This is a genomic window from Daejeonella sp. AP26, from assembly GCF_056680515.1.
Window position 1 is genome coordinate 2,052,678 of record NZ_CM155286.1, and the last position, 24,179, is coordinate 2,076,856.

The 24,179-nt window shown below is 44.3% G+C and carries 21 protein-coding genes and 1 other RNA gene; 9 read left to right on the forward strand and 13 right to left on the reverse strand.

Annotated elements, in window-relative coordinates; translation table 11 throughout:
• Window positions 1–94: 94 nt before the first annotated feature.
• Window positions 95–2,512 carry an alpha-ketoacid dehydrogenase subunit alpha/beta gene (locus AC1MCB_RS08850; RefSeq protein ID WP_479968387.1) on the reverse strand — a complete coding sequence of 806 codons (2,418 nt, stop codon included), beginning with the start codon at window positions 2,510–2,512 and terminating at the stop codon, window positions 95–97.
• Window positions 2,513–2,692: 180 nt separating this feature from the next.
• Between AC1MCB_RS08850 and AC1MCB_RS08855 the strand changes: the two genes are divergently transcribed.
• The 3 genes from AC1MCB_RS08855 to ssrA all read left to right on the forward strand — a co-directional run bounded on the left by AC1MCB_RS08855 (window position 2,693) and on the right by ssrA (window position 4,804).
• Window positions 2,693–3,082 carry a DUF1573 domain-containing protein gene (locus tag AC1MCB_RS08855; RefSeq protein ID WP_479968388.1) on the forward strand — a complete coding sequence of 130 codons (390 nt, stop codon included), beginning with the start codon at window positions 2,693–2,695 and terminating at the stop codon, window positions 3,080–3,082.
• A 64-nt stretch (window positions 3,083–3,146) separates the two neighbouring features.
• The gene (locus AC1MCB_RS08860; RefSeq protein WP_479968389.1) at window positions 3,147–4,373 is read left to right on the forward strand and encodes a pyridoxal phosphate-dependent aminotransferase; all 1,227 of its coding nucleotides are present in this window, start codon (window positions 3,147–3,149) and stop codon (window positions 4,371–4,373) included.
• A 63-nt stretch (window positions 4,374–4,436) separates the two neighbouring features.
• Window positions 4,437–4,804, forward strand: a transfer-messenger RNA (tmRNA) gene (gene ssrA, locus AC1MCB_RS08865).
• A 175-nt stretch (window positions 4,805–4,979) separates the two neighbouring features.
• Here ssrA and AC1MCB_RS08870 read toward each other — a convergent pair.
• Window positions 4,980–8,177 (reverse strand): glycoside hydrolase family 2 TIM barrel-domain containing protein, encoded by a 3,198-nt coding sequence (locus AC1MCB_RS08870; protein ID WP_479968390.1) that lies wholly within the window; start codon window positions 8,175–8,177, stop codon window positions 4,980–4,982.
• Between the two features lie 321 nt (window positions 8,178–8,498).
• Here AC1MCB_RS08870 and AC1MCB_RS08875 point away from each other — a divergent pair, with 321 nt between their 5' ends.
• Together AC1MCB_RS08875 and AC1MCB_RS08880 are read left to right on the forward strand one after the other, a co-directional pair.
• Window positions 8,499–9,410 carry an AraC family transcriptional regulator gene (locus AC1MCB_RS08875; protein ID WP_479968391.1) on the forward strand — a complete coding sequence of 304 codons (912 nt, stop codon included), beginning with the start codon at window positions 8,499–8,501 and terminating at the stop codon, window positions 9,408–9,410.
• Window positions 9,411–9,452: 42 nt separating this feature from the next.
• Window positions 9,453–9,596 (forward strand): hypothetical protein, encoded by a 144-nt coding sequence (locus AC1MCB_RS08880; RefSeq protein ID WP_479968725.1) that lies wholly within the window; start codon window positions 9,453–9,455, stop codon window positions 9,594–9,596.
• Between the two features lie 61 nt (window positions 9,597–9,657).
• Here the strand turns inward: AC1MCB_RS08880 and AC1MCB_RS08885 are convergent, their stop codons facing one another.
• Both AC1MCB_RS08885 and AC1MCB_RS08890 read right to left on the reverse strand, forming a co-directional pair.
• The gene (locus AC1MCB_RS08885) at window positions 9,658–12,138 is read right to left on the reverse strand and encodes an alpha/beta hydrolase-fold protein (protein ID WP_479968392.1); all 2,481 of its coding nucleotides are present in this window, start codon (window positions 12,136–12,138) and stop codon (window positions 9,658–9,660) included.
• A gap of 27 nt (window positions 12,139–12,165) precedes the next feature.
• Window positions 12,166–12,402: a hypothetical protein gene (locus tag AC1MCB_RS08890; RefSeq protein WP_479968393.1), complete on the reverse strand. Its 237-nt coding sequence runs from the start codon at window positions 12,400–12,402 to the stop codon at window positions 12,166–12,168.
• Between the two features lie 36 nt (window positions 12,403–12,438).
• Between AC1MCB_RS08890 and AC1MCB_RS08895 the strand changes: the two genes are divergently transcribed.
• Window positions 12,439–12,948 (forward strand): DUF1648 domain-containing protein, encoded by a 510-nt coding sequence (locus tag AC1MCB_RS08895; RefSeq protein ID WP_479968394.1) that lies wholly within the window; start codon window positions 12,439–12,441, stop codon window positions 12,946–12,948.
• 45 nt (window positions 12,949–12,993) lie between these two features.
• The gene (locus AC1MCB_RS08900; RefSeq protein WP_479968395.1) at window positions 12,994–13,371 is read left to right on the forward strand and encodes a nuclear transport factor 2 family protein; all 378 of its coding nucleotides are present in this window, start codon (window positions 12,994–12,996) and stop codon (window positions 13,369–13,371) included.
• 41 nt (window positions 13,372–13,412) lie between these two features.
• On the opposite strand, the gene AC1MCB_RS08905 is transcribed toward AC1MCB_RS08900, so the two are convergent.
• Complete coding sequence (locus tag AC1MCB_RS08905; RefSeq protein WP_479968396.1) at window positions 13,413–13,961, reverse strand: nuclear transport factor 2-like protein; 549 nt, start codon at window positions 13,959–13,961, stop codon at window positions 13,413–13,415.
• A 196-nt stretch (window positions 13,962–14,157) separates the two neighbouring features.
• Here AC1MCB_RS08905 and AC1MCB_RS08910 point away from each other — a divergent pair, with 196 nt between their 5' ends.
• A complete protein-coding gene (locus AC1MCB_RS08910) occupies window positions 14,158–14,505 on the forward strand; it encodes a hypothetical protein (RefSeq protein ID WP_479968397.1) in 348 nt (115 codons plus the stop codon).
• Window positions 14,506–14,838: 333 nt separating this feature from the next.
• Here the strand turns inward: AC1MCB_RS08910 and AC1MCB_RS08915 are convergent, their stop codons facing one another.
• Both AC1MCB_RS08915 and AC1MCB_RS08920 read right to left on the reverse strand, forming a co-directional pair.
• Window positions 14,839–15,558, reverse strand: a complete 720-nt coding sequence (locus AC1MCB_RS08915) for an SDR family oxidoreductase (RefSeq protein ID WP_479968398.1) — start codon at window positions 15,556–15,558, stop codon at window positions 14,839–14,841.
• 239 nt (window positions 15,559–15,797) lie between these two features.
• On the reverse strand, window positions 15,798–15,992 hold the full coding sequence (locus AC1MCB_RS08920; protein ID WP_479968399.1) for a DUF2683 family protein: 195 nt from the start codon (window positions 15,990–15,992) through the stop codon (window positions 15,798–15,800).
• A gap of 98 nt (window positions 15,993–16,090) precedes the next feature.
• Here AC1MCB_RS08920 and AC1MCB_RS08925 point away from each other — a divergent pair, with 98 nt between their 5' ends.
• The gene (locus AC1MCB_RS08925) at window positions 16,091–16,429 is read left to right on the forward strand and encodes a DUF6122 family protein (RefSeq protein WP_479968400.1); all 339 of its coding nucleotides are present in this window, start codon (window positions 16,091–16,093) and stop codon (window positions 16,427–16,429) included.
• 70 nt (window positions 16,430–16,499) lie between these two features.
• On the opposite strand, the gene AC1MCB_RS08930 is transcribed toward AC1MCB_RS08925, so the two are convergent.
• From AC1MCB_RS08930 to AC1MCB_RS08955, 6 genes are read right to left on the reverse strand one after another with little or no spacing between them, the layout of a single operon-like run.
• Window positions 16,500–17,060 (reverse strand): DUF3347 domain-containing protein, encoded by a 561-nt coding sequence (locus AC1MCB_RS08930; RefSeq protein WP_479968401.1) that lies wholly within the window; start codon window positions 17,058–17,060, stop codon window positions 16,500–16,502.
• 13 nt (window positions 17,061–17,073) lie between these two features.
• Window positions 17,074–18,270 (reverse strand): efflux RND transporter periplasmic adaptor subunit, encoded by a 1,197-nt coding sequence (locus AC1MCB_RS08935; RefSeq protein ID WP_479968402.1) that lies wholly within the window; start codon window positions 18,268–18,270, stop codon window positions 17,074–17,076.
• Window positions 18,267–19,610 carry a heavy metal-binding domain-containing protein gene (locus AC1MCB_RS08940; RefSeq protein ID WP_479968403.1) on the reverse strand — a complete coding sequence of 448 codons (1,344 nt, stop codon included), beginning with the start codon at window positions 19,608–19,610 and terminating at the stop codon, window positions 18,267–18,269. The genes AC1MCB_RS08935 and AC1MCB_RS08940 overlap by 4 nt, the downstream gene beginning before the upstream one ends.
• Entirely contained in the window at window positions 19,588–20,838 is a 1,251-nt protein-coding gene (locus tag AC1MCB_RS08945; protein WP_479968404.1) for a TolC family protein, read from the reverse strand. Before AC1MCB_RS08945 ends, AC1MCB_RS08940 begins: the two co-directional genes overlap by 23 nt.
• Window positions 20,822–22,771 (reverse strand): efflux RND transporter permease subunit, encoded by a 1,950-nt coding sequence (locus tag AC1MCB_RS08950; RefSeq protein WP_479968405.1) that lies wholly within the window; start codon window positions 22,769–22,771, stop codon window positions 20,822–20,824. Before AC1MCB_RS08950 ends, AC1MCB_RS08945 begins: the two co-directional genes overlap by 17 nt.
• Window positions 22,761–24,068, reverse strand: coding sequence for an efflux RND transporter permease subunit (locus AC1MCB_RS08955; RefSeq protein WP_479968406.1), 1,308 nt, complete (start codon window positions 24,066–24,068; stop codon window positions 22,761–22,763). Before AC1MCB_RS08955 ends, AC1MCB_RS08950 begins: the two co-directional genes overlap by 11 nt.
• Window positions 24,069–24,179: the final 111 nt, after the last annotated feature.

The window sequence follows — 24,179 nt, forward strand, 5'->3', positions numbered from 1 at the left end:
TGAACCGGTATTTTATTTTTTAAGACAAAATTCATTAATAAAAATCGCAGAAATCATTGCCAGTCCTTCAACCTTCCCCCTGTAACCTTCAACCTTAATACAGATCGGGAAACTTATCAGGATTAGTTTCTTTCATCATCGCATACACGGTCTCAATCACATCATCAACTGAAGGTTTGGTAAAGTAATCTCCATCAGAGCCGTAAGGTGTACGATGGGCTTTGGCTGTAAGCGTTTTTGGCTGACCGTCAAGGTGGTAGTAACCGCCCTGTGCTTCTAGGATTTGCTGCAGAATAAAAGCGGAGCCACCACCGGGAACATCTTCATCTACAACCAATATCTTACTTGTTTTTTCTAAAGAAGTTACACAAACTTTCTCTGTGTCAAAAGGAAGCAGAGTTTGAGGATCCACAATCTCGATCGAGATTCCCAGCTTTTCAAGTTCCTCTGCAGCTTCCTGAACTATCCGCAGTGTCGATCCGTACGATACGACAGTTATATCTGTTCCCTGCTGAACAACTTCTGCTTTTCCTAATAGTACCGTGTACTCACCAATATTTGAAGGCACCTTTTCCTTTAATCGATATCCGTTCAGACACTCGATTACCAACGCCGGCTCGTCGCCACGCAAAAGAGTATTATACATTCCGGCTGCCTGTGTCATATTGCGGGGAACGCAAACATGCACACCTCTTAGAGAGTTTACGAGCATACCGATAGGTGACCCTGAATGCCAGATCCCCTCCAGGCGGTGTCCCCTTGTCCTGATGATCAATGGAGCCTTTTGCCCGCCTTTGGTGCGATAGCTTAATGTTGCCAGGTCATCACTTAAAATATTCAGCGCAAACAACAAGTAATCAAGGTATTGAATCTCAGCAATTGGCCTCAAACCGCGCATAGCGAGGCCGATGCCCTGACCAATAATAGTCATTTCACGTATTCCGGTATCCGAAATGCGGTTAGTACCATATTTATCCTGTAACCCTGCGAAGCCCTGGTTCACATCACCAATATGACCGACATCTTCGCCAAACGCTATAATTCGCGGATCACGGGCGAAGTTAGCATCGAAACAAGCGTTAAGAACCCCGCGGCCGTCAATCGGACGGGCATTCTCATCAACTTTTAATGGGATATGTTGTATATTTAATGGAGATTCTGCAGACCCGGTAAACAACTTCGAATTAAATCGTTCCCGATTGCTTTCAGCCTCCTTACTAAACCAATTGAGCAAATCATCTTTAGCCGGCGACGTTTCATATCTCAAAAGGCGCAATGCCTTCCGAACAGAACTAATAATCTCTTTACGGGTAGGATCCATTATAGACCGCAAACCCAAACCAATCCGTTTAATCTCATCCGACGGGAATACTTCCAAAAGTTCAACGGCTGAATTGGCCTCTGCTCTTATAGATGCGTTAAATGCTGTCCATGCATTTTTCTGACACTCACGAACGTAGAGCTTTGCAGTTTTCTCAAGTTCTTCCAGCTCTTGCTCAGTGGCAATTGCCGACTCAAGCATCCACGAACGCATTTTGACCAGGCAATCGTATTCCACTTCCCAATCTAAACGCGCCCTGTCTTTATAACGCTCATGCGATCCTGAAGTAGAATGGCCCTGCGGTTGAGTTACTTCAATCACATGGATCATTACCGGAATATGCTTTTCGCGACAGATCTGGATCGCCTTTTCGTAGGTTTCACACAGACCCGGATAATCCCATCCACGAACTTTAAATATCTCGTAACCTTCCCCCTTCTTATCCCGCTGAAAACCTTTTAAGATCTCTGAAATATCCTGTTTAGTGGTTTGGTACTCCGAAGGAACGGAGATACCATAAGCGTCGTCCCAGATAGATACCGCCATTGGTATTTGCAGAACCCCGGCAGCATTAATCGCTTCGAAAAAAACACCCTCAGATGTCGAAGCATTACCAATAGTACCGAAGGCCACCTCATTACCATTAACCGAAAAATCGGTCAGGTAATCCAATTCACTATTATTACGATAAAGCTTAGAAGCATAAGCTAACCCTACCAGCCGCGCCATCTGACCGCCTGTGGGTGAAATATCTGCTGAACAATTTTTAATTGCCGTAAGGTCCTTCCAGCTGCCGTCTTCATTCAATGTACGGGTAGCAAAATGACCGTTCATCTGCCTGCCGGCAGATGCAGGCTCCGCCTCTTCATCCGGATGAGCATAGAGCTGGGCGAAGAACTGGCTGATTGTTGACATACCGGTAGCAAACATGAAAGTTTGGTCGCGATAATATCCGGAACGCCAGTCGCCGTCTTTAAACGCTTTAGCCATAGCCAACTGTGCTACTTCCTTACCGTCACCGAAAATACCGAACTTCGCTTTACCGGTAAGCACCTCTTTACGTCCTAAAAGACTAGCCTGACGGCTTTCATAAGCAAGTTTATAATCTTTGATTATAATGCTTTTAAAATCGTCAAAACTTAGTTCTGATGAACTCACAGTGCTGTTTTCTATCAATCCTGTTTCTGCCATATTTCTTCCGAATTGTTCAAAATTAATAAAACCCTCCAGCAAATGAACTTTCCTCCTTTATAAATATCCCCTATTAATTAATATATGGCAACAAACAGCCGAATCGTTACGTACAAAGGTTTTATTTGGAATGCTTTTTGAATTAAATAATTAAATTATATTTGTATAAACAACTAAAACATGAAAAAAATACTAACCTTATGTGCAGTAATTATCGGTTTCATAACATTCACTGCGATGCAGACCGATAATAAGCCTGAGTTTAAATTTGAAAAAGAAACTCACGATTTTGGAAAGATACCTCAGGGGAAACCCGTAAGTTATGATTTCACATTCACTAATACAGGTGAAGAACCCTTAATCATTTCAAACATTGAGTCATCATGCGGCTGTACAGTTCCTAAATATACCACTACACCTATATTAAAAGGTCAAAAAGGTACAATCACTGTTACTTTTAATGCAGCGGCTGTACAGCCTTCATTTTCGAAAGCGGTAACAATTAAATCTAATGCCCGTACACCAAACAAGCTTTTATACATTAAAGGCCAGGTAGTCGCTGCTAATTAATCAGCAAAAAATATAATACTGAAACCTCTCCCTTATACGGAGAGGTTTTTTATTTTTGCAGCCTATGCCAAAAATATCAAGTAAAGGGTATGATATGCCCGCCTCTCCCATCCGAAAACTGACACCCTTTGCCGATGAGGCGAAGCGCAAAGGCAGAAAAGTCTATCACCTCAATATCGGTCAGCCGGATATAGAAACACCCGAGGTGATGCTTAATGCTGTGAAGAACATTGATTTCAAAGTTTGGGCTTATACCGCATCTGAAGGCACACTCTCCTACCGCAGCAAGCTGGCGGAATACTACAACAAGTTAAATTACAATATCACCCCCGCAAATATATTGGTGACAAATGGCGGCTCTGAGGCAATCACAATCGCCATGGGCGCTTGCCTGGATCCTGGCGATGAGATCATCATTCCCGAACCTTTCTACGCCAACTATAACGGATTTGCCTGCATGAGTGACCTGGTGGTTAAACCCATCCTGTCGCATATCGAAAACGGCTTTGCTTTACCCGCCATCAGTGAATTCGAAAAACTGATCACGGACAAAACGAAAGCGATCATTATCTGCAACCCGAATAACCCGACCGGATATCTTTATTCACAGGAAGAGCTGAACGAACTTAAAACTCTGTGTTTAAAGTACGATCTTTTCCTGTTTTCTGACGAGGCGTACCGTGAGTTCTGTTATGATGGCAAAGAGTTCATCTCCCCTATGCATATGGACGGACTGGAAGAAAATGTAGTGGTGATGGATACCGTTTCTAAACGCTATAGTGCCTGCGGGGCGAGACTTGGATGCCTGATCACTAAAAACAAAGAAGTACTGGCAGCAGCTTTAAAATTCGCCCAGGCCAGGCTAAGTCCGGGTATGGTTGCCCAGATTGCCGGTACTGCCGCTATCGATACCCCCGCTTCTTATTTTGAAACCGTTAATAAAGAATATACCGAGCGCCGCGATATCCTGGTGAACTCCTTAAACAGCATGGACGGCGTGTTCTGCCCGAACCCCGGAGGCGCTTTTTACGTCGTAGCCAAATTTCCTATCGATAATTCAGACAAGTTCTGCCAGTGGATTCTCGAAGAGTTTGAACATGACAATCAGACAGTTATGATGGCGCCTGCTACCGGATTTTACAGTACCCCCGGCGCAGGGATCAATGAAGTCAGGCTGGCATATGTTTTGAATAAGGAAGATTTGAAGAGTGCCATGATCTGTTTGGAGAAAGCTTTAGCAATTTATCCAGGCAGAGTAAAAAAAGAAGATCAGGTACTTAAACAGTTATAAGTAGTAAGTTTTAAGTTGTAAGTTTGTAACTGCTACTGCAACTGCAGACTACAAATCAATCCCGGGGCCGACCGGAATTGACAGGATGGAGATGAATATGTAAGCATGCAGCGCGTTGTGAGACTAGCGCTATAATCTGAACTCTCAAACCACAGTTGGCGAAAATAACTACGCCTTAGCTGCTTAATTTAGAATTAAGTAAGCTTTTGTTCCGCTAGGTTCCGTTCTGTTACTTAGCATCAGGAGCATCGAACAACAGAACTGGCCAGGGTTTAATGGTGTGATAACCCGGCGAGAAAAAACACCTACGGAAGACGGTACAGGTGAACTTCTGACCTTCCCCTTCCCGACAATTCAACAGCGGTTAAGCATGTAGAAAGCATAATTTGTACCATGTTTGGACGAGGGTTCGAATCCCTCCGGCTCCACAACAAACTGTTCCTGATCCCTCTAACTCAATAAGTTAGGGGGATTTTTATTTTCGCGGGAACATTAGAGGGGATAAATACATCTTCTGAAAGGTCAAATTTTGAAGGTAGTCTCAAATCAAGATCGTTTTTGAACTTCCAGCTGAGTTTCGTGAATTGGCTTTGTATCAATTAAACCCTATTTTTTTTCAACAAAAACCAACTGATCAATCATCGCATTGCTGCCTTCTGAAGATTTAATGTGCAAGTTCAATTTACCATCATTGGTATCTTCCCGCATTACGAATAGCTTGACCCATTTGCCCTCCATACTTAGCTTGCCTGTCACTGATTCCCTGCCTTCAAGTACTATTTCAGCCACTCTTCCTTCATTGTTCCAATCTGCAAAGTGGATATACAATTCTCCAATTACCCCTTGCGGAGGATTGATCGTAATTTCTAACTCCTTTCCAAACCAGGCGGCTTTATCGTCCCATCGCCATACTGCTTCAATTTTTTTAACATCGTACCGCGTGTTGCGTTTCAGCATTGAAGCATCAGCATCCTTTTTCCAGGGATATTGTCCCCTCTTTTTTGGTGTGTGCTCACCAGCTTGAATAAATAGCAATGCATCGGAAAATTCTGCTGGTAAAGGCACTTTGCTTTCGGCTTCCTGAACCAAGGGAAAACTTGATTTCAATAAATCCCTGCCAACGTCCACTTTCGGATTAAAAACCTCGCTCCTCATATATTGTAACAAGCTATAACGTAACTGTTTGGCTACAACGTTTTGACTGTTTTGAATATCGTAACCGCATACCAACAAGCGTCCTTTGCCAACACGGCTTTCGAAAATAGACCCTAAACGTTCGTTTATATGAAAATCACTGATGGGTTGGGCAATCGGCTGTAGCGCTGCAGGCCAGTTCTTCAGTTTAAAGGCCCGGCCTTTGCTGATGGCCTGCCATTGCCAGTCGCTGTGCGACCCGGTAGGAAAAGCATCATATGCCGGATGCTGATCATTTACAACTAAGCCTAAGGTGGAGTTCTCCTGTCCGGGGAAAAATACGGCTGACCAGAATAAAGGCTCGAAATAAATAGGTCTGTATGTTTCTGGTTTACCCAACTTTGACGCGTATAGCAATACAGTTTCGCCATTTTGCAGCGCCGCCAATGTTTTATCATCCAGCTTATCCGTTTCAGTAACCCGCGACGCGGTTAAAGCGGGCAGATCCTGGGGATAAAACCATAGCGACCATTCGTTACTAAACGAGGTACCCGGAAGACTTATACGGATTTTACCTTCTATGGCCTTATTGACGGCCTTAAGAGGAACACTAATCTGTGTCACTGTTTTGAGTTCGCCACGGTTTACTTCTATTCCTTTAAGGGTACCTTTTCCCAACAGCTTGTTATCACTAGTGATTAATTCCCATTGTAAATCATTCTTTAAAAGGGCTGCACCATAATTTGCTAATTGAATGTCGGCGGTGAAAGTGTCGGTACTTTGCCAAATAAACTTTTTAAACCTGGCCAGTGGTACAACTGTATTGTTATATTGCCGGAAATATTCGGGGGAAGTTGTGCCTTTGCTGTCATAAAATACATCTAGCCAACCTACCAACGCTTCGCCCTGGCCCTGGTAATCCTGTAGACTCAGCATTTGAAAGCCGGCGCATGACGGGGTACGATAAAAGTTTTCAATTAATGCTTTATACAGGATTTTTTGCAATGCGCCACTGGCAGAATGAAATACAGAATCCAGGCTTTCTACCCCATTTATGCGGGCTGACTCCCGGCAGGCTTCCAAACTGCGGGCTTTCAGTACCCCCGTGTATTTATTTATTTCGCTCCATAAAGGATATACCGGAAACTGTCCCACCTCGTGCGCAATGATGGGGATATCACTTTTTGAGTAATTCTTTTCCAGATCATAATCAGTATGCGGACCCTGCATACCATAGGTGGCCCCTATTCCGGGGATCTGGTGTGTTACACTGAAATCATCAACGGGCATTATCTTTCTTGCTGTAGATACCGAATATAACCTGCGGTCATCCTGATCCTTCAGCTTTTTCACCCAACCCTGCATCGCTTCAAAATCAGAATTACCCAGCTCATTGCCTATAGACATCATTACAAAAGAAGGATGGTTGCCATAAGCATCCAGCATACGCTGTAACTCTTGTTGCACAAACCTATCGGCAGAAGGGTTTTTACCCAGGCCTTGCGGAAACCCTTTTGTTACCATGTCCGGGCGGTCTTTGGGCGGAGAGGTCATCCACCAATCAATCCAGATCGTTTCTGCCTGGATGTAAATACCCATCTTATCGGCCGCTTCAAAAGCAGCTTCGGGCGGGCACCAGGAATGAAAGCGAACATGATTAAGGCCGTAGGATTTATAAATCTTAAATATCCGTTCCCACTCGCCCACATCGCAGGAAGGATAACCAGTAAGCGGAAAGTGCACGCAATCCAGGTTGCCGCGCATAAATACAGAGGCGCCATTGATCATTATCTTCGATCGGCTGTGTTTAACACTTCGGAACCCAAAATTGGCCGAAACAGCATCGCTGTTTTGAAGGGTTGCAGTGATCTTGTAACGGTTGGGTGAAAATTCGTCCCACAATTTGATTGGAAACCTTAACTGAAAAATCGTCTCCTGTTCGGTCTTATCCGTTAGTTTTTCCAGTCGGCTAAAAACCCGCTTCCCACTCTGCAGATCAGTAATGGCATATTTTACTTTTACTGCAGCCGGATTGTCTAACTTCAGTTTTACGCGCAGAGCCTTACTATCTGCATCAGGATATACCTGGAGGTTTGTAATATGTGTCGCCTCCCTTGCCCGTAATTCAATTTTACCAACGATACCATTCCAGATACTCTGGGTATATTCTGTGTAAGCATGTCCCTTATCTCCTATATTATAGATCAGATCATTGTTGATACGAATAGTTAGTTTATGTTTTCCGGGTGATAGTTTTCCAAGATCGTGCAGATGGGGAACCGCAAGAGCATCCTGAATGTTTAGCGGCTTTCCATCAACCCATACTTTTGATTCCCACATAACCCGCTCAAGGTACAATTCAATATTTTTTTGTTCCCATGATGACGGTATGTTTATTTCGCGGCTATACCAGGCCGGACCTATGTATTTATAAGACCTGGATAAAACGCCATAATCCGGCCCTGATGTTTTGATGCCTTTATGACCTTCATCGGTAGTCCCCGGAAGCTTAATTATTTCGGTAAACCTTTCCGTGTGCCACTGGTGCTTTTCACCGCTGCTGTCAGGATCCAACCTGAATTGCCAGATACCGGCCAATGATAAAGTTTGCTGTGAAAAACCCTCACCTAAGGATAAAAAGAACAGGCATACTGTTAGAAAAAATCGCATCTGCATTATCAAGTGAATAAAATGACCCACAAAACCATTGATTGAGGATTAAGCGATCTGTTTTTACAGGAAAAGTCCCTTATCACGGTATCCCCCAATAAACCTAAATAATTTAGCTCTAAAATGGCTTCATCCTTTATCATAACCGCTTAAACAAAACTATGACAAGAGTATTTCTTTTAAAATGGACAATCTGTATTAAATGATGGATTATTTACTCCTGTAATTAATTAAGCCTTTAAAGACTAAAAGGCCTATCGCCGCATTTAGGTACTTTCGCGATGATTTTTGATAAGATTAAATTTAGATGAAATGACCCGCATGGAGAATATTACGATCTCAAAAAGAAAAGTTAAGGAAGGTTTTATAGGACAAAAAATGATTGTGTTACCTCCTAACATTAAAAAATGCTTAATTAAAAATCCATTCGTGCGGAATTTTCATTTAACAGCTATAGGATATTATCCCCATGCGAAATATCATAACAGGGAAAGAAAACAAGGGAGTCCTGAATATATATTATTGTATTGTGTTGAAGGACAGGGGCAAATAGTATTAGAGAATAAAGAATATTATCTCATCCCTAACACTTTTTTCATAATCCCCAATTCAATTCCTCACAAGTACCAAAGCTCTTTGGATGACCCGTGGAGTATATACTGGGTTCATTTTTCGGGAGATTTTTCAGATTTATTATTTTCGAGGTATTCAAATGGTAATGGGCCTGAAATTTCTTCTATACCTTATGATGAAAAGAGAATAACAGGTTTTAATCAGATCTTCTCAATCCTGGAGCATAGTTTTGAGACAAGGGAAATTGAAATATCAAATATCAAAATTTTGGAACTCATTTCATCCCTTATCTATTATAAGCATTCCAATCCAACCTTTTTCGATAAAGATTCCGTTGCTTTCTCCATTGAGTTTATGAAAGAAAGCATACACAAACCGTTAACCATCCAACAATTAGCCACGCAGCAGAAATTCTCAGTTTCTTATTATTCCAAAATATTTAAAGCCAAAACCGGAAGCTCACCAATTCAGTACTTCAATGCTTTAAAAATTCAGAATTCGTGTCAATACCTTTACTTTACAGATAATACAATTAAAAAAATTTGTGCAGATCTGGGTATGAAGGATCCCTACTATTTTTCAAGGCTTTTCAAAAATCTTATGGGAATCTCTCCTGAAAAATACAGGAAAATGCATAAAAATAGCCCAATAACTCAGTAGATAATCCCATCGGGTTTCTACGAATGGCAGTGTGAAGACCCTATTAAAAAGAAAAACAGCAAGCCTCATCTTATTAAAAGCAAAGAAGGAAAGTTAACTTTCATGGCGGGTCTCGGGTCTGCTTGGGCAACTAAGAAAACTGGTGAATTAATACCTAGGCCTCCGGGCAGAGTAATCAATTCATGAATCGCTCATGCAAAGTCTTTGTTCCTATCCCTTACTATTTAACTCTGCGGTAATTTCCCTACTACTCAGAACTGTATTCCCGTTCATCCAGTTGCCATCGGTTATTAAAGAAGCCGGCAAGTTTTACACCTTTCCTTCCGTCTTTTAACATATCGGCGTTAAATATCATAAAATCGGGAAAGCCGCTCCCCCCGGCGAAATATTGATTCGCATAAGCCGCTTTCATGCCGGTAACACCTGTTGCTGTTACTACGCCCACCAGTAGTTTTGAATCCTTTTGCGGCCAAACAAAATAAGATGCAAGGTCTTCACCGGTCCATTTCAGACTGCCCGCCGTTATTTGATTATTTTCAACCTGAATAGGACAATCTTTTAGCAACCTTTTCCAGGCGGCATTATTATCGGAGTTCCCATAAATAATTACATTCCGGCCCTTAAATTTGCCTTTCAAAAATTCTTTATCCATTACAATATCTACCGCTCCATTGCCGCGGTAATACCAGCTTTCGGCATCGTAAAGCGCTTTGTTATAGTTCACCTCGTTTTCATCGGCTTTGCCCATTGTACCAACTACAAAAACCATGTGGTTGTTAAACGCCTCCTTAAACGTGCCATAGCGTTCGGGTCCTTTTTCAAAAGCATCGGGCCTTGAACTTAAGTTCCAGCCCTTATTGTCCCTTTTAAAAAAAACAGTGTCGTTAGTTGATTTTGTTCTGTAACGAACAACATTCATTTTATCCAATTCGATGTTTATCTCTGCATTGCTTGGGAAATTGTTCAATGCGAGTCTGAGGACCGCCACATTTTCTGTTGTACCTGTAACCTGATGCTTATTCCTCGTTAAAATAATCCGGCTGTATTTTAAGGGATGGAGTTGCTGGTAAACGGTTGCCCATCTGTACGAAGCAGAAATGCCGGGGCTGGAAGTGGTAAAGTCAATGTTATTAACCGCCGAATCCGGCGGAATACTATGCCATTTGAAATAGTTAAACATCGGTGGCCAGTCTACGCTTTGATCGCCGAACCAATGCTCGCCGCCAGGATATTCATAGTAACTAAAATCTTTATGAAAGCCGCCTAACACTTCCCGCATCTGCCGGGCATAGGTTACCGGAACCACACGGTCGCTATCTCCATGTAAAACATAAACGCCCAGTTCACGGTAATTGAAGGCCAGTTTAGGCACATCACTTTGATTGCCGGCCCGAAGTAACAATTTTTCGGCAACAGAACTGCTGCTGTCAGGTATTCTTCCATCGGCTGATCCATAGTCTTTTAGGGAAGCGTAGCCAGCTGCCGGCCCGATAGCCGCCCACTTATCGGGATAGGTAGCACCGAGAAACCAGGTTCCGTGTCCGCCCATAGAGTGGCCGGTAAGATAAATTTGCAGGGGGTTGGGTTTATATTTTTGCCTGGCGATGTTTAACACCTCTAATGCATCCTGTCGGCCCCAATCTTCCCAGTTAAAGCCCCGGGGCCGGCGGTTGGTGGCGGCAATAACGGTTCCCCACTCTTTGGAACGATACGCCTTGGCCTGGCCGATGGCCTCAACCCCGGCGCCATGAACGGAAAGAAACATGGCGGCATTGTCTTTTATGCCGTTTAGCTGCGGGGTAACGGCGTAATATTGCAGACTGCCGTCAATAGCGCTGATAAACGTGTTGCTATGGTGCATGGTTTCATCAACCGCCTCAATCTTTATCGTCTTTTCATCATATATTTTTCCTTTTTGAAATAAAACAAGCTGGCAATCATACTTTCCTTTTTGGGTCACATTTGCAGCATCGAACTCAAATATTACTTTTCTCATGCCCATTGCCGGTATGGCGGGTATGGTTACCGTCTTCATTTTTCCGTTAAGAATTGCCCGTAATTGCAATTGTGTTGCCGCCTGAGCCGAAGTGTTGATTACGGTTAATGCCGCCTGGAGTGACTGCTGCTGATGCATAACTATATTAGGCAGGGTCAGATCATCCGTATTAATTGATACCAGCTTTTGGGGAAGAATAATCCTGGCTTGTACATTCGCTCCGCGGATATATAGTTCGTTCAGGCCTTTCCTGAGCATCACGGGCAAGTGCATGTAGCCGGCCCGATAGGGATCGCCCATATGCGGTACACCGTTAAAATACACGCTGCTGTTGCCTTCGATGTTCAGGATGGCAGCTTGCTGTTTATCCGAACGATAGCTGAGGTACAAATAATCGGCGCCGCGGTCCACACTTCCGGGGTTCAAAAAGGGATTGTTGACCGGCTGAAAATTTCTTCTTGAGAATATCCTGAACCTCCCGGTACTATCCGCCACTACTTCGTGCCATAGCAGCTTATCCCCTTTGGCGGATGTACTAAAAACTTTTCCGTTAGCAGGCTCTATCGCTTCGCCCCTGGACAATTTATAAGCTAACAAATCGGTATAAATTGCTTCCCTGCCGTAACGGCTGCCGGAAGGAACGGCCAGCCCGCGGTCAAAAGTAATGGTATCCTGCGCAAAAAGGCAAACAGGCGATAAAAGCAAAAAGGCAAGTAAAAACAATCGCGACATAGTTTTAAAATTGAGTTCCGTGCAAATCTATGAAATTCCCGTCCCGACCCAATAATTTGAATTGTTCAATAAAGTTTTGGCGCTGTCAATCATTAAAGTTGAATTCTGCTGCACCTGGTCAACGGTTAGGGTGTCGGCTACTTTGGCTGTGCAGGGGTTGCTGCTACAGCTGATGAGGGAGGTTGAGCAAAGGATCTGGAAGTATAGAAATGAAAATGTAGCCGATGGTGTATTTCTCGGGCTCTGGACTTTAACTTTCTTCATTTCGACTTACATGTAGTGCGGAAAGGCCTCCCTTGTATGCAAGATAGACCAAAAATCAAACTTCAGTTAACAACTACCGACAAAGTATGGGAGCTCATCAGCGCGCTGACTCTAATCTCACTTTGGGTCTTTACAATTAGTAATTATTTCAAGTTGCCTGAGACAATAATTGTTCATTTCAACGTAGCAGGAAAGGCAGATGGTTTTGGTGGAAAAGCGTCAATTCTAATGTTGCCTCTGGTAGCTACTATCCTGTTTGTCGGGATAACCATGCTAAATAAGTTCCCGCATATTTTCAATTACCTTTCAGAGATAACTGCAGACAATGCCCTTAGACAATACTCAAACGCGACCAGAATGTTGAGGTATTTAAAGGTGATATTAGTTTTTATATTTGGGCTACTGGCGTTTATGACCATTCAAAGCGCAACAGGTGGATCTGACGGATTGGGATTATGGCTATTGCCCTTAATCTTAGCCTTAAGCTTCATACCGGTGATATATTTTTTATCGTCAAATCTTCGGAAGAATAAATACCAGGCCTAAGATTTCGGGCATCATTATCAGTGTCTGCAGCAAATCCCAATTACGATGACCAAAACAGAAAATATAACACAGACTATAACAGACTTTGTAAAAGGCGGCGACAACCGCGACGTCCAGCTATTAGACAAGGTGCTTCACAAAGACTTCAGAGTCACCAATAACGGATTTAAGGGAACTCCGGGCGTTACAATCATTGATAAACAGAAATACCTATCAAACATTAAAGAAGGAGTTTTCGGTGGTTTACCCAGAGAAATGTCAATTGAGAGTATTGATGAAAACGAGACTATCGCAATGGTCAAACTGCGTTTAGAAAGCTCCGAAAATTACTTTGTTTCATTCAATTCGTTGGTCTTAGACATTGATAACGAGTGGAAAATTATAAACAATATGGCCGTTGTTGAACCGAAAAATAACAAGTAAAACAACCACCACTTTAGATTGTCCGGCATTTATAGAAGATATCATTGTGGTCTTGCGGGCCGTTTGTACTGGCTATACCAGGTAATTCTACCGTCTTTGACTTCGTTGATATCATGGTAGTAGGCCGAATCAACCCTGCCGTCTTTATACGTGTCAATTTCTTTATACCAGGTCACCACGTAACCGGCTTTTTTATCAGTAGAATACATTTTCTTCCATGTCTGCATTTCAATCGATACTGACTTCAGGCTGTCGCGGCTGGTCGACCACATCTTCATCAGTTCTGCGTTTGACAGGTTCATATGTTTGCCTGCATTATTGTCGTATGTTACCGAATCCCCCATAGCTTTGCTTAAGGCACTCATATTACCAGCCGACCAGTCTTTATAAGTGGTCAAAACCATTTTGAGATCTTCGTTAGAAACATTATCAGACCATGAGCTGGAGTAAGTAGCGGTGTAAGGAAGGTCACCCGGTTCCTGATCTGCTGTCGTGCTATCAGCACTGGTATTTATATCCACCTTATCATTACTCCTGGTACAGGAAGCAATTACAACAAATAAACAAACAAGTAAAGAGAGCTTTTTCATTTCGTTTATGTTTTTAGCTAAGTTTAATTTAAAATATCCTATTGGGAGTCAATTAAATATAACTAATAAATACCGAAAGCAACCGACTGATTTTTAGGTAAATAAGTCCTTCCATTTCTCTTCTAATACTAAAGTATTAAGTGCGCAACAGCCCCTCAAAAACTATAACAAAAAGCAAGAAATCTATCTAAACCACATGAAAAGTATTTGGACAGGACAATTTGATAACAACGAAATTAAAGTTGAAAATACCTGGCTTCATGGTGAGCGGCTCTATTTTAATAACGTTCTGCAGGATGAAACTTATGGCTTCACCGGAACAAAGTTGCTGGGACACCTCTTCGATCAAGACCGAATTAAGCTGAATGTAAAAGCTAACCTTGGAGGCCTTTTAAAAATTACCTGCAGTGTTTTTGTAGATGACCGAAAAAAGATCAAGATCCCTCTTAACTACTCACTCGCCAACCCCCGGCTCTTTCAACAACGGCTTAATCCTGGAATCACTCCACCGAAATTCTCTGTACACCTTTTTCCAATTCAATAGTATTCCCTCGCGACAGGATCATGTGATTCCTATGAAGATGCTGGAAATAACACACGAGGATCAGGCATCAGTATTGCCGGGGGAAGTTTAGCGTCCTCCTATCCAGAAGCCTTAATCAGAATTTTTAGTGCATAAGTTCTATTTCGAAGGCTGACAAGTTTTGGTCATGTTTTGCCATCCTAAGATCAAACGGCTTTTGATCTTAGGATGGTCGAACTTGACACGAACAGGACCCTTAATAGACCGGGTTACTGTACAATCAAAAAATCGCCTTCACTAAAGTTCGATAGTGCCTTTTACCGAGTGAAGAACGCAGAATCAGGGAGCAATCAATCAGCCTTTTGATGGCATCGAAGGCCTCACTTCTACCTTGCTTGGTAAGGCGCGCGGATGCATTTTTAGCAAGCCAACAACCATCTCTCCTATATCTTCCGGCTGAACTTTCCAGGCGTCTGCATCTGATGGGATGTGATCGTTGAAATGAGTAGCTACGGAACCCGGCATGATGGTGGTTACCTTGATGCCGTGTTTACGAAGGTCGAGCATGATGGCCTGAGTAAAGCCTACCAATCCAAATTTGCTGGCATTATATGCTGAGCCGTTTTCGAAAAAGTTGGTGCCGGCCAGGCTAGCCATGGTGATGATATATCCTTTGGATTTTTTTAACGCATCCAGACTCGATTTAACCGTATTAAACACACCGGTCAGATTGGTGTCAATGGTCTTTTTCCACTCATCTTCGGTCAAGTCTTCTATTGAATTGAAATAACCGACACCTGCATTGGCTATCACTACATCCAGTTCACCGAACTTGTCGATAATAGATTTAACTGCTGCCTGCTCTGAAGCCATTGAGCTTACCTCCGACTGCAGGGCTAATACTTTTGAAGAATCAGTGCTTAATGATCGGGCAGCGTCTTCCGCGGCCTTTAAGGTTCGACTGCTGATGGCGACACGCATGCCTTGCTCCAGTAAAGATTTGGCGATGCCATAACCGATTCCTTTGCTTCCGCCTGTGATGTAGGCTACTTTGTTATTGAGATTATTGTCCATGAGTATGAATTATGCCTTTTTAACGAATTGGATCAGCCGTAAAAATAAGGTTTCCCGTTGGCAAAGGGCCACGGCTTTGCTTTATTGACTCTCAGTCAACATGAAAATACAGAATGCAGTAGTGGCGAGCCGGAAACGCTATTGATCACATTATGATAGATCAACGGCTTTGTTTTTAGGAGATGGTTAAAAACGCATCTTCCTAACGTGATGGTATTGAATTTTTTGACCGGTAGCTGTTACTCCAGCTTCCAGATATCATCTCCCGTACTTTTCCGGGGCTGTTCAGACGGTTTGCCCGCTTCCGTCTTACCTGAAAATATGGGATCAAATCCTTCCTGCTGCTTATGAAAAGGTACATCTAAAGCTTTTAAGATCGCTTCAAGAGTGGCTGATTCTTTGGGATTTCGGGGATGTATGATTAGTGTTTCCATACTACTAATTTAAATAATTTAAAATAGAAGGTCATCTCAATCGTCAAAAATCAAACTTATGCGCCAGGCCTTGTAAATGATACAATAAACAGGCATTATTGCAGCAAATTTTTGAGATGCAGCAAGTCACGCATTATTTCCTTCATTTTGTCTTTCCGGTTATCATTGCTTTTCTGTTTTTCAGAGAAAGAGGTCTTAAAGTTTCTGCAATATTTTTATTAACCATGCTGGTGGATGCTGACCACTTGCTGGCCACCCCGATATTTGAAGCCTGTCGCTGTAGTATTGGCTTTCATCCGTTGCACAGTTATTTCGCAATTGGTTTGTATGTGATCTTTTTATTTCCTGTCCGAACAAGATTAATCGCAATAGGCTTATTGATGCATATGGCGACAGACCAGATCGACTGTATCTGGAACAACAGCACTTGCCTTTAGGTAAATAATCAAATCCATCGAAACAAAAAAAGCTCCGGTCTCCCGAAGCTTTCAGTCTTTAAATCGAATATTATTTGATCTCTTCTTTTGTCGACCCGCATCCCAGCATCTCGTCTCCAAAGTAAGGGTTTTTAATCTCCGATTGGCTCGACAACCAGTAACCACCGCTGTTATCGTTAGCCATCGGGCAATATTGTTTGTAAATAACACCGGATTTGATCTTTGAAGATTTCACCACCGACTCTACTTCTGCTGTCAGGCTCTCCAGCTGGGCGCGCTGTGCTTTCACATCTGTTACACTGGCGATCTTACCTGCAAGATCAGCACCTTTATTGTTTCCGGCATCCGATAAAGCCGTTTGCAAGGCAGCCGCTGCAGTTTGGGCTTCGGTGCCGTCTGTTTTAACAAACGCATTGGTCAGCTTCACGTAACTTTCATAAACTGCTGCCGTTTTAGGATTTTCGAACTGCGCCGGAACAACTACGGCAGCTGTCTCTGTATGTGTGGAATCTGCATTTGCAGCATGATCCGCAGTTTCTTTGTTTGTACCAGACGAACATGCTGTGAAGGCCAGTACGGCGATAGACAAGGTTAAATTGATTGCTCTTTTCATCATTTGATTTGTTTTCATTGCTCTAAATTTACTATTTATGATTGTGGACAGTTAAAGGATCTGCACCTTTTTTTAATACGAATTCACTGTAAAGCAGGTAAGCTCCGCTAATGACCACTTCTTCCCCGTTTTTGAGTCCCGAAGTGATCACAATATTTTCGGCATCTTCCGCTCCGGTGTTTACATTTCTGGGCGTGAAGGTTTCAACACCGGTCCTGATCCAGATATGCGAACCTGCTTCGCTGCGCACGACCGCAGCTAATGGCAGGCGAACGGCATTGCTCACTGAAGCTGAGGGCAGTAATATTGTAGCTTGCATCCCTGGCTGCAGATCTCCGGATGGGTTACCTATCACCCCGCGGATGGTCAGCAACTGCGTTCCGGGATTTATCTGCGGAGAAATGTAATTGATCTTAACAGTCTGCTCCTTTCCTAAATCATTGATCTGCACATTAACCGCCATACCCTGCTTAACAAGGTTTACTTCTGCCGGATACACATCTGCTTCAACCCACAATTGCGCGAGATCTTCCAGGTTCACTATAGTTGTGCCTTCAGCGATGTAGCTACCCTCCGTCACATTAATCTCGCGCACTAAACCTGACCTCTTAGCATACACGGTTATGTTGGGTGAAATCTTGTCTGACTTTGCCAATGATTTAATCTGTTCGTCGGAATAACCGAATAACAACAATTTGTTCCTCGCCGCGTCTCTCAACGTTTGATAGATCTTTTCACCCGGGAAAGCGGCTACCTGTTTCAGCTGCAGAAGATAATCCTGCTGAAGGGCTTGTAGCTGCTCACTATAAATACTGTACACCGGAGAACCGGCACTCAACAAACGACCGGTTTCGCGAACATAGAGTTTTTCTATCCGTCCGGCAAACTTACTAGCGATAACTTCAGCGGCTTCCGGGTTGCTGACCAGCCGACCATTCAGCACTTTTGAAGAGCCAAAGGTTCCTGTTCCAACCTTCATGGTTTGCACATTAGCTAGCTGAATTTGACTAGCATTGAGCATCAGCTCCATATCATTGCCCGCCTGGTTCAGGGGCACCAGATCCATCTGACAGATGGGGCAGGTACCCGGTGCATCCTGAACGATCTGCGGATGCATCGGACAGGTATATTTCGTGTCAGACTTTACTGCACTCTTTTTGTTGTTGCATGATAACAGGACGGTCATACAAATAAGTACAGATGCCAGGTATAAGATTGATTTTCTCATTGCTTAATTGAATCTGGTTTAACAAAACTTTCTGAATCTACCAGGAACCAGGCGTTAACCGCGATCTCTGTATCAGCAGAAACGCTCTCTCCGATATCTGCCCAATCGCCCATGGTATTAAGTACCCGGGTATAAACAGGTCTGAACCCTCCCTCCTGCTTCACAAACAAAACCTGTCTGCCTCCGAGCTGCAATATCGCTTTACGCGGAACCCAGTTACCGGATACCCCCTGAGAAGTAGTGCTTACATTAACAAGCTGACCCACCCGCCATGCTTTGCCCGGATTATTTACCTGCGCCCTCGCAACCGTGAAATTACTGCCTTCATTATAATAGGGCTGCACAAGGCTTACCTTCGTTTTACTAAGTAGCAAGGGATCATCCGCGGATGTGATCTCAACCTCCGTTCCCCGCTTGATAAGGTCTAATTGGTCAGGACGCAAAAAGAATTCAGCCCATACGGATGTGGCATCGATCAGATCGAAGAGCTTCTGCCCGCCGGTAACATATTGACCCTCCTTGACGGCGAGCGCATTTGTCGTATTTATTGCAGGTACAGCAGAGGTCGAGGGGTTTGCGATTGTTCCCATCGAGCTGCCACCCATACCGGAAGCAGCGCCGGCATCAGCGCCACCGCTGATCATGGTGCCACCGGTAGCCGATGAGCCCGCGGAAGAGCCGGCAGGCTGGGCTCCCTCAACGAGATATCCGGAATAAGGGCTATAAATACTGATGGTGTAGTCAATCTTACCTGAACGAAGCGTTGCCGCAATCTGTGAATCTGTCAAACCCAATAAACGAAGCTTCCTTTTCGCCGCTTCCAGAAGTTCGGGTTCGTTGTTCTGCTTCAGAAACAATAGCTCCTGCTGCGCATTGGCGAGATCCGGGCTATAAATATCCATTATTTTCTGCCCTTTGCTTACGGGCTGGTAGTTATATTTCACGTATAAACGTTCGATCCTTCCGCTAACCCGGCTTGAAATACTTTTCCAGTTATTTGTATTGTAATTGATCACTCCGCGAAGAACATCATCGGAAAAGCGTTTTCCCGATTGAGGCCTAACGGTTTTTACAGATGACTGAACCAGTTCATCGGTTGGTTTAACAAGGTATTTTAAACTATCGTCTGCACTCATCTGCCCGTGCCCGGATACCGGTACCAGGTCCATTTTACAAATCGGACAAGTGCCCGGTTCGTCGCTAACGATTTGCGGGTGCATCGGACAGGTATATTTTGACGATTCTTCGTGGGCATGCTCATCTTTTGTACTGCAGCCTGCGCTAATGAAAAGCAGGGTGACAATGATCAAACCGATCTTATTTCTCAATGCTTTTCTCATATTCGACAATCATTTTATAAAACCGCTGTAACTGATCCAGGTAGTTCATCTGGGCCATATTGATTGTTTCCCAACTGTCAATCACCATGGGCAGCTCCAGCTTATTCTCCTGGTAAGAAAGCATGGAAACTTTGAGGTTCTTTCCGAGAGCAGGCAGAATCTTCGATTCATAATTAGCCAGCTGCTTCTGCATGGTCAGCAGCTCCGTCTCCATGGATCTGGTCATACCCACCATTTGGTTCAGCATGGCCTGCCGTTCCTGAGCCATTGCCTCCCGCTCAAGTCCCATCGCTTTTATCTCCGACTTATACATTTTTGATGACCAGGGTGCAATCGGGATGGAGATCATCCCCATCAGGGTGTACTGGTTTGGCATCATAGCCGAACGATTGGCCATATGCTCAAACCGGATGCTGAAATCAGGTTTGGCCTGCTGTTTCGCCTGCTCTATATTGAGAGCCATTGAGCGGATACTCAGGTCCATTTTACGAATATCACTATGGGCTGCTATATGATAGGCTGAATCCACATTGTGCGCAGGAACAAATGCTACTTTATAAGTGGTGTCAACACGAAAGGAGTCCATTGCCGAACGATCCATCAGCGCATTCAATGCAATCTTTTTAGAGCGCATGTCACTTTCTGTCATCAGGATCATATTCTCCGCCTCATAGCTTCTGCCTTCTGCCTTAAATACATTACTCAGGCCACCCTGATTTAAGGGGTATCTGATTTCAGCGAGTTTACGCATGGTCTCCATGATCCGCCGATTTTCTTTTTGATACCTGATCTTTCTATCGGCGATCAGCAGATCAAAATACAAAGCTTTGGCTGTGGCCCGCAATTCATTAAATGCGATGGCCTTTGATGCCTGGCTGATTGCTGACTGTGAGGATAAGTACGCAGACCTGGCTTTAATCTTCGCCGGGTTGGGGATCTCCTGCTCTGCGGCAAACACCAGCGCTCCCTTCGCGTCCTCACCGACCATCGCTGCTCCCGGATAGGGTGTCATAAAGGTTCCTACACCCACCATCGGGGCCATCCATGCTTTCGCACCTTCTATCATCGCATCCTTGCTTTTCGCCTGGCTGTCATAGGCTTTTAAGCCGGGGTTATTCTGTTCGATACGCTGTAGTACCTCCTCCAGCGTCAGCACCTCCTGCGCTGAAGTTTGAATAGCCCATAAGGATATTACAGCCAGCAATACAATTTTAATGCTCCGCATCATACACCTCCATTTTTCCAAATTTTCTCAGTTCATATTCTTTCGTCATCAGGAAGATCAGCGGGGTAACCAGCAAAATATGCGTGGAGGATGTGAGTACTCCGCCAATCATCGGTAGTACGATTGGCTGCATAATATCACTTCCAACACCTGTAGACCATAATACGGGAATCAGGCCGAACAACGACACGCAGACGGTCATGATCTTTGGCCGAAGCCGCTTCGCCGCTCCTGCGATCACATATTCCCGCAGTTCTTCTTTACTGATGGTGTCACTTGAATTCCCCCTCAATTGTACCAGCTGTTTCATCGCATCATTCAGATAAATGACCATCACCACCCCTGTTTCAACTGCGATTCCGAAGAGGGCAATAAAGCCCACGGCTACCGCAATAGACAGGTTGGCTCCCCAGAAGTAGACCAGGAAAGCACCGCCAATGAGAGCAAAAGGTATAGTGACGAGGCTTAGGAAAGCTTCCCGCAGCGATTTGAACGCGAGATAAAGCGATATGAAGATGATCATCAGTACCACCGGGAGGATATATACTAAGGTCTGCTGACCGCGGATCAGGTTCTCATACTGGCCGCTCCATTCCAGGAAGTAGCCTTGCGGAAGATCAACATTACCGTTCAGCTTGCTGATAGCTTCCTGTACGGTAGTCCCGAGGTCGCGATCACGCACATTAAACATCACCGCCCCGCGCAGTATAGCGTTCTCGGAAGTAATCATCGGCGGACCATCAGCAAACCGGATATCGGTTACCGCAGACAAGGGGATTACTCCTGCGTCGGGCGAGTTTAGCGGTATCCGTTTTAAACGCTCGATACTGTTCCTGAATTCTTGACCCAGACGCAGGTTGATCTTAAAACGTTGTCGTCCCTCTACCGTATTGGCGAATGAAGCTCCACCGATCGCCGTTTCAACAGTAGCATTCACGTCATCCACGGTTAATCCATAACGTTCCAGCTGATCGCGTTTAATATCAATTTCGAGGTACTTGCCGCCGGTAACCGGTTCAACATAAAGATCTTTTACCCCTTCTATATCCTGCAGCATGGCTTTTACCTTTTTAGAAACGGCATCTATCTGCTTGAGATCCTGACCGTACACCTTCACCCCTACATCTGTACGGATGCCTGTGGAAAGCATATTGATCCGGTTGATGATCGGCTGTGTCCAGCCATTTACTACACCCGGGATCTGAAGTTTGGAATCCAGCTCCTTAATGATATCACTCTTGCTAATTCCGGCACGCCACTCGCTTTTAGGTTTCAGCATAATAATGGTTTCAATCATGCTTATCGGCGAATTATCGGTAGCGGTGCTGGCCCGGCCCGCTTTACCTAACACTTTATCTACCTCAGGGACCGACTTAATAATCTTATCCTGAACCTGAAGAATGCGTTTTGCTTCGGCGTTTGATATATCCGGTAAGGTAACCGGCATGAACAAAATTGACTGTTCATCCAGCGGCGGCATAAATTCCCGACCCAGACTCATCATCATAGGTATGCTGATCAGTAGGGCCAGGATGTTAATCCCGATAGTTGTTTTCCGATACTTAATGCACTTGCGGATCAACGGCTCGTACCAACCCTCCATCTTCCGGTTAATCGGGTTGTCATGATCAGACCTGAACCGGCCTTTCATGAAATAAGAGATGATCACCGGGGCTAAAGTCACGACCAGCAAGGCATCTATAATCAGGATAAATGTTTTGGTATAAGCCAGCGGATGAAAAAGCTTCCCTTCCTGGCCGGTCAACAGAAATACGGGGAGGAAAGAGGTGATTATTATAATGGTAGAGTAGAACACGCCTCTGGAAACTTGTTTACAGGCTTTCTCAATGATGCTCAGGCGCTCCTCGTCATTTAATTCTACGTAGTCCTTTTTGCCTGTCTGGCGTTTAAAAGGTCCTTTAATTTTATTCCACATGTGGTGTTCCTCCAGCTTTATATTCTTCGTTTAATTCAGCCTGCCGGATGGCGAGGTGTTTATATGCGTTTTCGGCCATGATGATCCCGTTATCCACGATTACCCCAATGGCCAATGCAATCCCGGTAAGCGACATGATATTCGAGGAAATATCAAATGCATTCAACAGGATAAAACTTGCCGCTATTGTGATAGGAATCTGCACAATGATGCTGACCGCACTACGCCAGTGGAAAAGAAAGATCAGGACGATGATGGAAACAACGATCATCTCTTCGATCAGCGTTATTTTGATTGAAGAAATGGATTCCTCGATCAATTCACCCCGATCGTAGACAATATTAAACTTCACGCCCTCCGGCAGTCCGCGGCTAACTTCCTCCATTTTGAGCTTCAGGCGCTCAATTACTTCCTCAGCATTCTCGCCGTACCGCAGCACCGCAATGCCACCCACGGCTTCGCCCTCACCATTGTAGTCGAAGATGCCAAGGCGACTCTCACCCGACATTTGGACCGTGCCAATATCCCTGATTCGAACCGGTATGGAGTTTTGTGTTTTAACAGAGAGGTTCTCCAACTGTTCCATCGATTCGAGATAGCCGGTAGTTTTAATAATATATCCCACATCATTCATCTCGAATTTACGACCGCCGGCCTCATTATTATTCGAGTTTACAGCCGCCATGACCTGGGGAACCGACAACTTGTAATAGGCCAGCTTATTGGGATCTATGGTGATCTCATACTGCTTCTGGAAGCCACCAAAGGAAGCAATCTCGCTCACACCCGACACGTTCTGAAGGGCGAACTTGACATACCAGTCCTGGATAGCCCTTTGTTCTCCTAAGTCCATTCCCGGCGCATCCAGGGTGTACCAAAGCACATGCCCTACCCCCGTTCCGTCAGGGCCCATCGTGGGTGTTACGCCCTCCGGCAAAGCACTGCCCAATGAATTAAGGCGTTCAAGTACCCTCGAACGCGCCCAGTAAACATCCACGTTGTCTTCAAAGATGATGTAGATAAAACTCATCCCAAACATGGAGGAGGCACGCACATATTGAACTTTTGGAATTCCCTGCAGGTTAGTGACAAGCGGATAAGTGACCTGGTCCTCAATGATCTGCGGACTCCGGCCCATCCACTCGGTAAACACGATAACCTGGTTTTCTGAAAGGTCAGGTATGGCGTCAATTTTACTGGTGCTTACGGAGTAAACCCCTGCAGCAAACAGAACTCCCGAGATCAGGAGAACCAGCAGGCGGTTCCGCAAGGAAAATGATATTAACTTCTCAATCATACAATTCGTTTATAGCTGTAGAACAGCATAGATACAGGCAGCAACGCGGAAGCATCCATTGATCTCATAATAAAAAATAAGAATGTGGAAATGGAAAGACATGAAATGCCT

Bases quoted from the DNA above. Each gene is read 5' to 3' on its own strand.
- AC1MCB_RS08850 (WP_479968387.1), bottom strand. From the start codon at position 2,512: ATGGCAGAAACAGGATTGATAGAAAACAGCACTGTGAGTTCATCAGAA.
- AC1MCB_RS08855 (WP_479968388.1), top strand. From the start codon at position 2,693: ATGAAAAAAATACTAACCTTATGTGCAGTAATTATCGGTTTCATAACA.
- AC1MCB_RS08860 (WP_479968389.1), top strand. From the start codon at position 3,147: ATGCCAAAAATATCAAGTAAAGGGTATGATATGCCCGCCTCTCCCATC.
- AC1MCB_RS08870 (WP_479968390.1), bottom strand. From the start codon at position 8,177: ATGCGATTTTTTCTAACAGTATGCCTGTTCTTTTTATCCTTAGGTGAG.
- AC1MCB_RS08875 (WP_479968391.1), top strand. From the start codon at position 8,499: ATGGAGAATATTACGATCTCAAAAAGAAAAGTTAAGGAAGGTTTTATA.
- AC1MCB_RS08885 (WP_479968392.1), bottom strand. From the start codon at position 12,138: ATGTCGCGATTGTTTTTACTTGCCTTTTTGCTTTTATCGCCTGTTTGC.
- AC1MCB_RS08890 (WP_479968393.1), bottom strand. From the start codon at position 12,402: ATGAAGAAAGTTAAAGTCCAGAGCCCGAGAAATACACCATCGGCTACA.
- AC1MCB_RS08895 (WP_479968394.1), top strand. From the start codon at position 12,439: ATGCAAGATAGACCAAAAATCAAACTTCAGTTAACAACTACCGACAAA.
- AC1MCB_RS08900 (WP_479968395.1), top strand. From the start codon at position 12,994: ATGACCAAAACAGAAAATATAACACAGACTATAACAGACTTTGTAAAA.
- AC1MCB_RS08905 (WP_479968396.1), bottom strand. From the start codon at position 13,961: ATGAAAAAGCTCTCTTTACTTGTTTGTTTATTTGTTGTAATTGCTTCC.
- AC1MCB_RS08910 (WP_479968397.1), top strand. From the start codon at position 14,158: ATGAAAAGTATTTGGACAGGACAATTTGATAACAACGAAATTAAAGTT.
- AC1MCB_RS08915 (WP_479968398.1), bottom strand. From the start codon at position 15,558: ATGGACAATAATCTCAATAACAAAGTAGCCTACATCACAGGCGGAAGC.
- AC1MCB_RS08920 (WP_479968399.1), bottom strand. From the start codon at position 15,992: ATGGAAACACTAATCATACATCCCCGAAATCCCAAAGAATCAGCCACT.
- AC1MCB_RS08930 (WP_479968401.1), bottom strand. From the start codon at position 17,060: ATGAAAACAAATCAAATGATGAAAAGAGCAATCAATTTAACCTTGTCT.
- AC1MCB_RS08935 (WP_479968402.1), bottom strand. From the start codon at position 18,270: ATGAGAAAATCAATCTTATACCTGGCATCTGTACTTATTTGTATGACC.
- AC1MCB_RS08940 (WP_479968403.1), bottom strand. From the start codon at position 19,610: ATGAGAAAAGCATTGAGAAATAAGATCGGTTTGATCATTGTCACCCTG.
- AC1MCB_RS08945 (WP_479968404.1), bottom strand. From the start codon at position 20,838: ATGATGCGGAGCATTAAAATTGTATTGCTGGCTGTAATATCCTTATGG.
- AC1MCB_RS08950 (WP_479968405.1), bottom strand. From the start codon at position 22,771: ATGTGGAATAAAATTAAAGGACCTTTTAAACGCCAGACAGGCAAAAAG.
- AC1MCB_RS08955 (WP_479968406.1), bottom strand. From the start codon at position 24,068: ATGATTGAGAAGTTAATATCATTTTCCTTGCGGAACCGCCTGCTGGTT.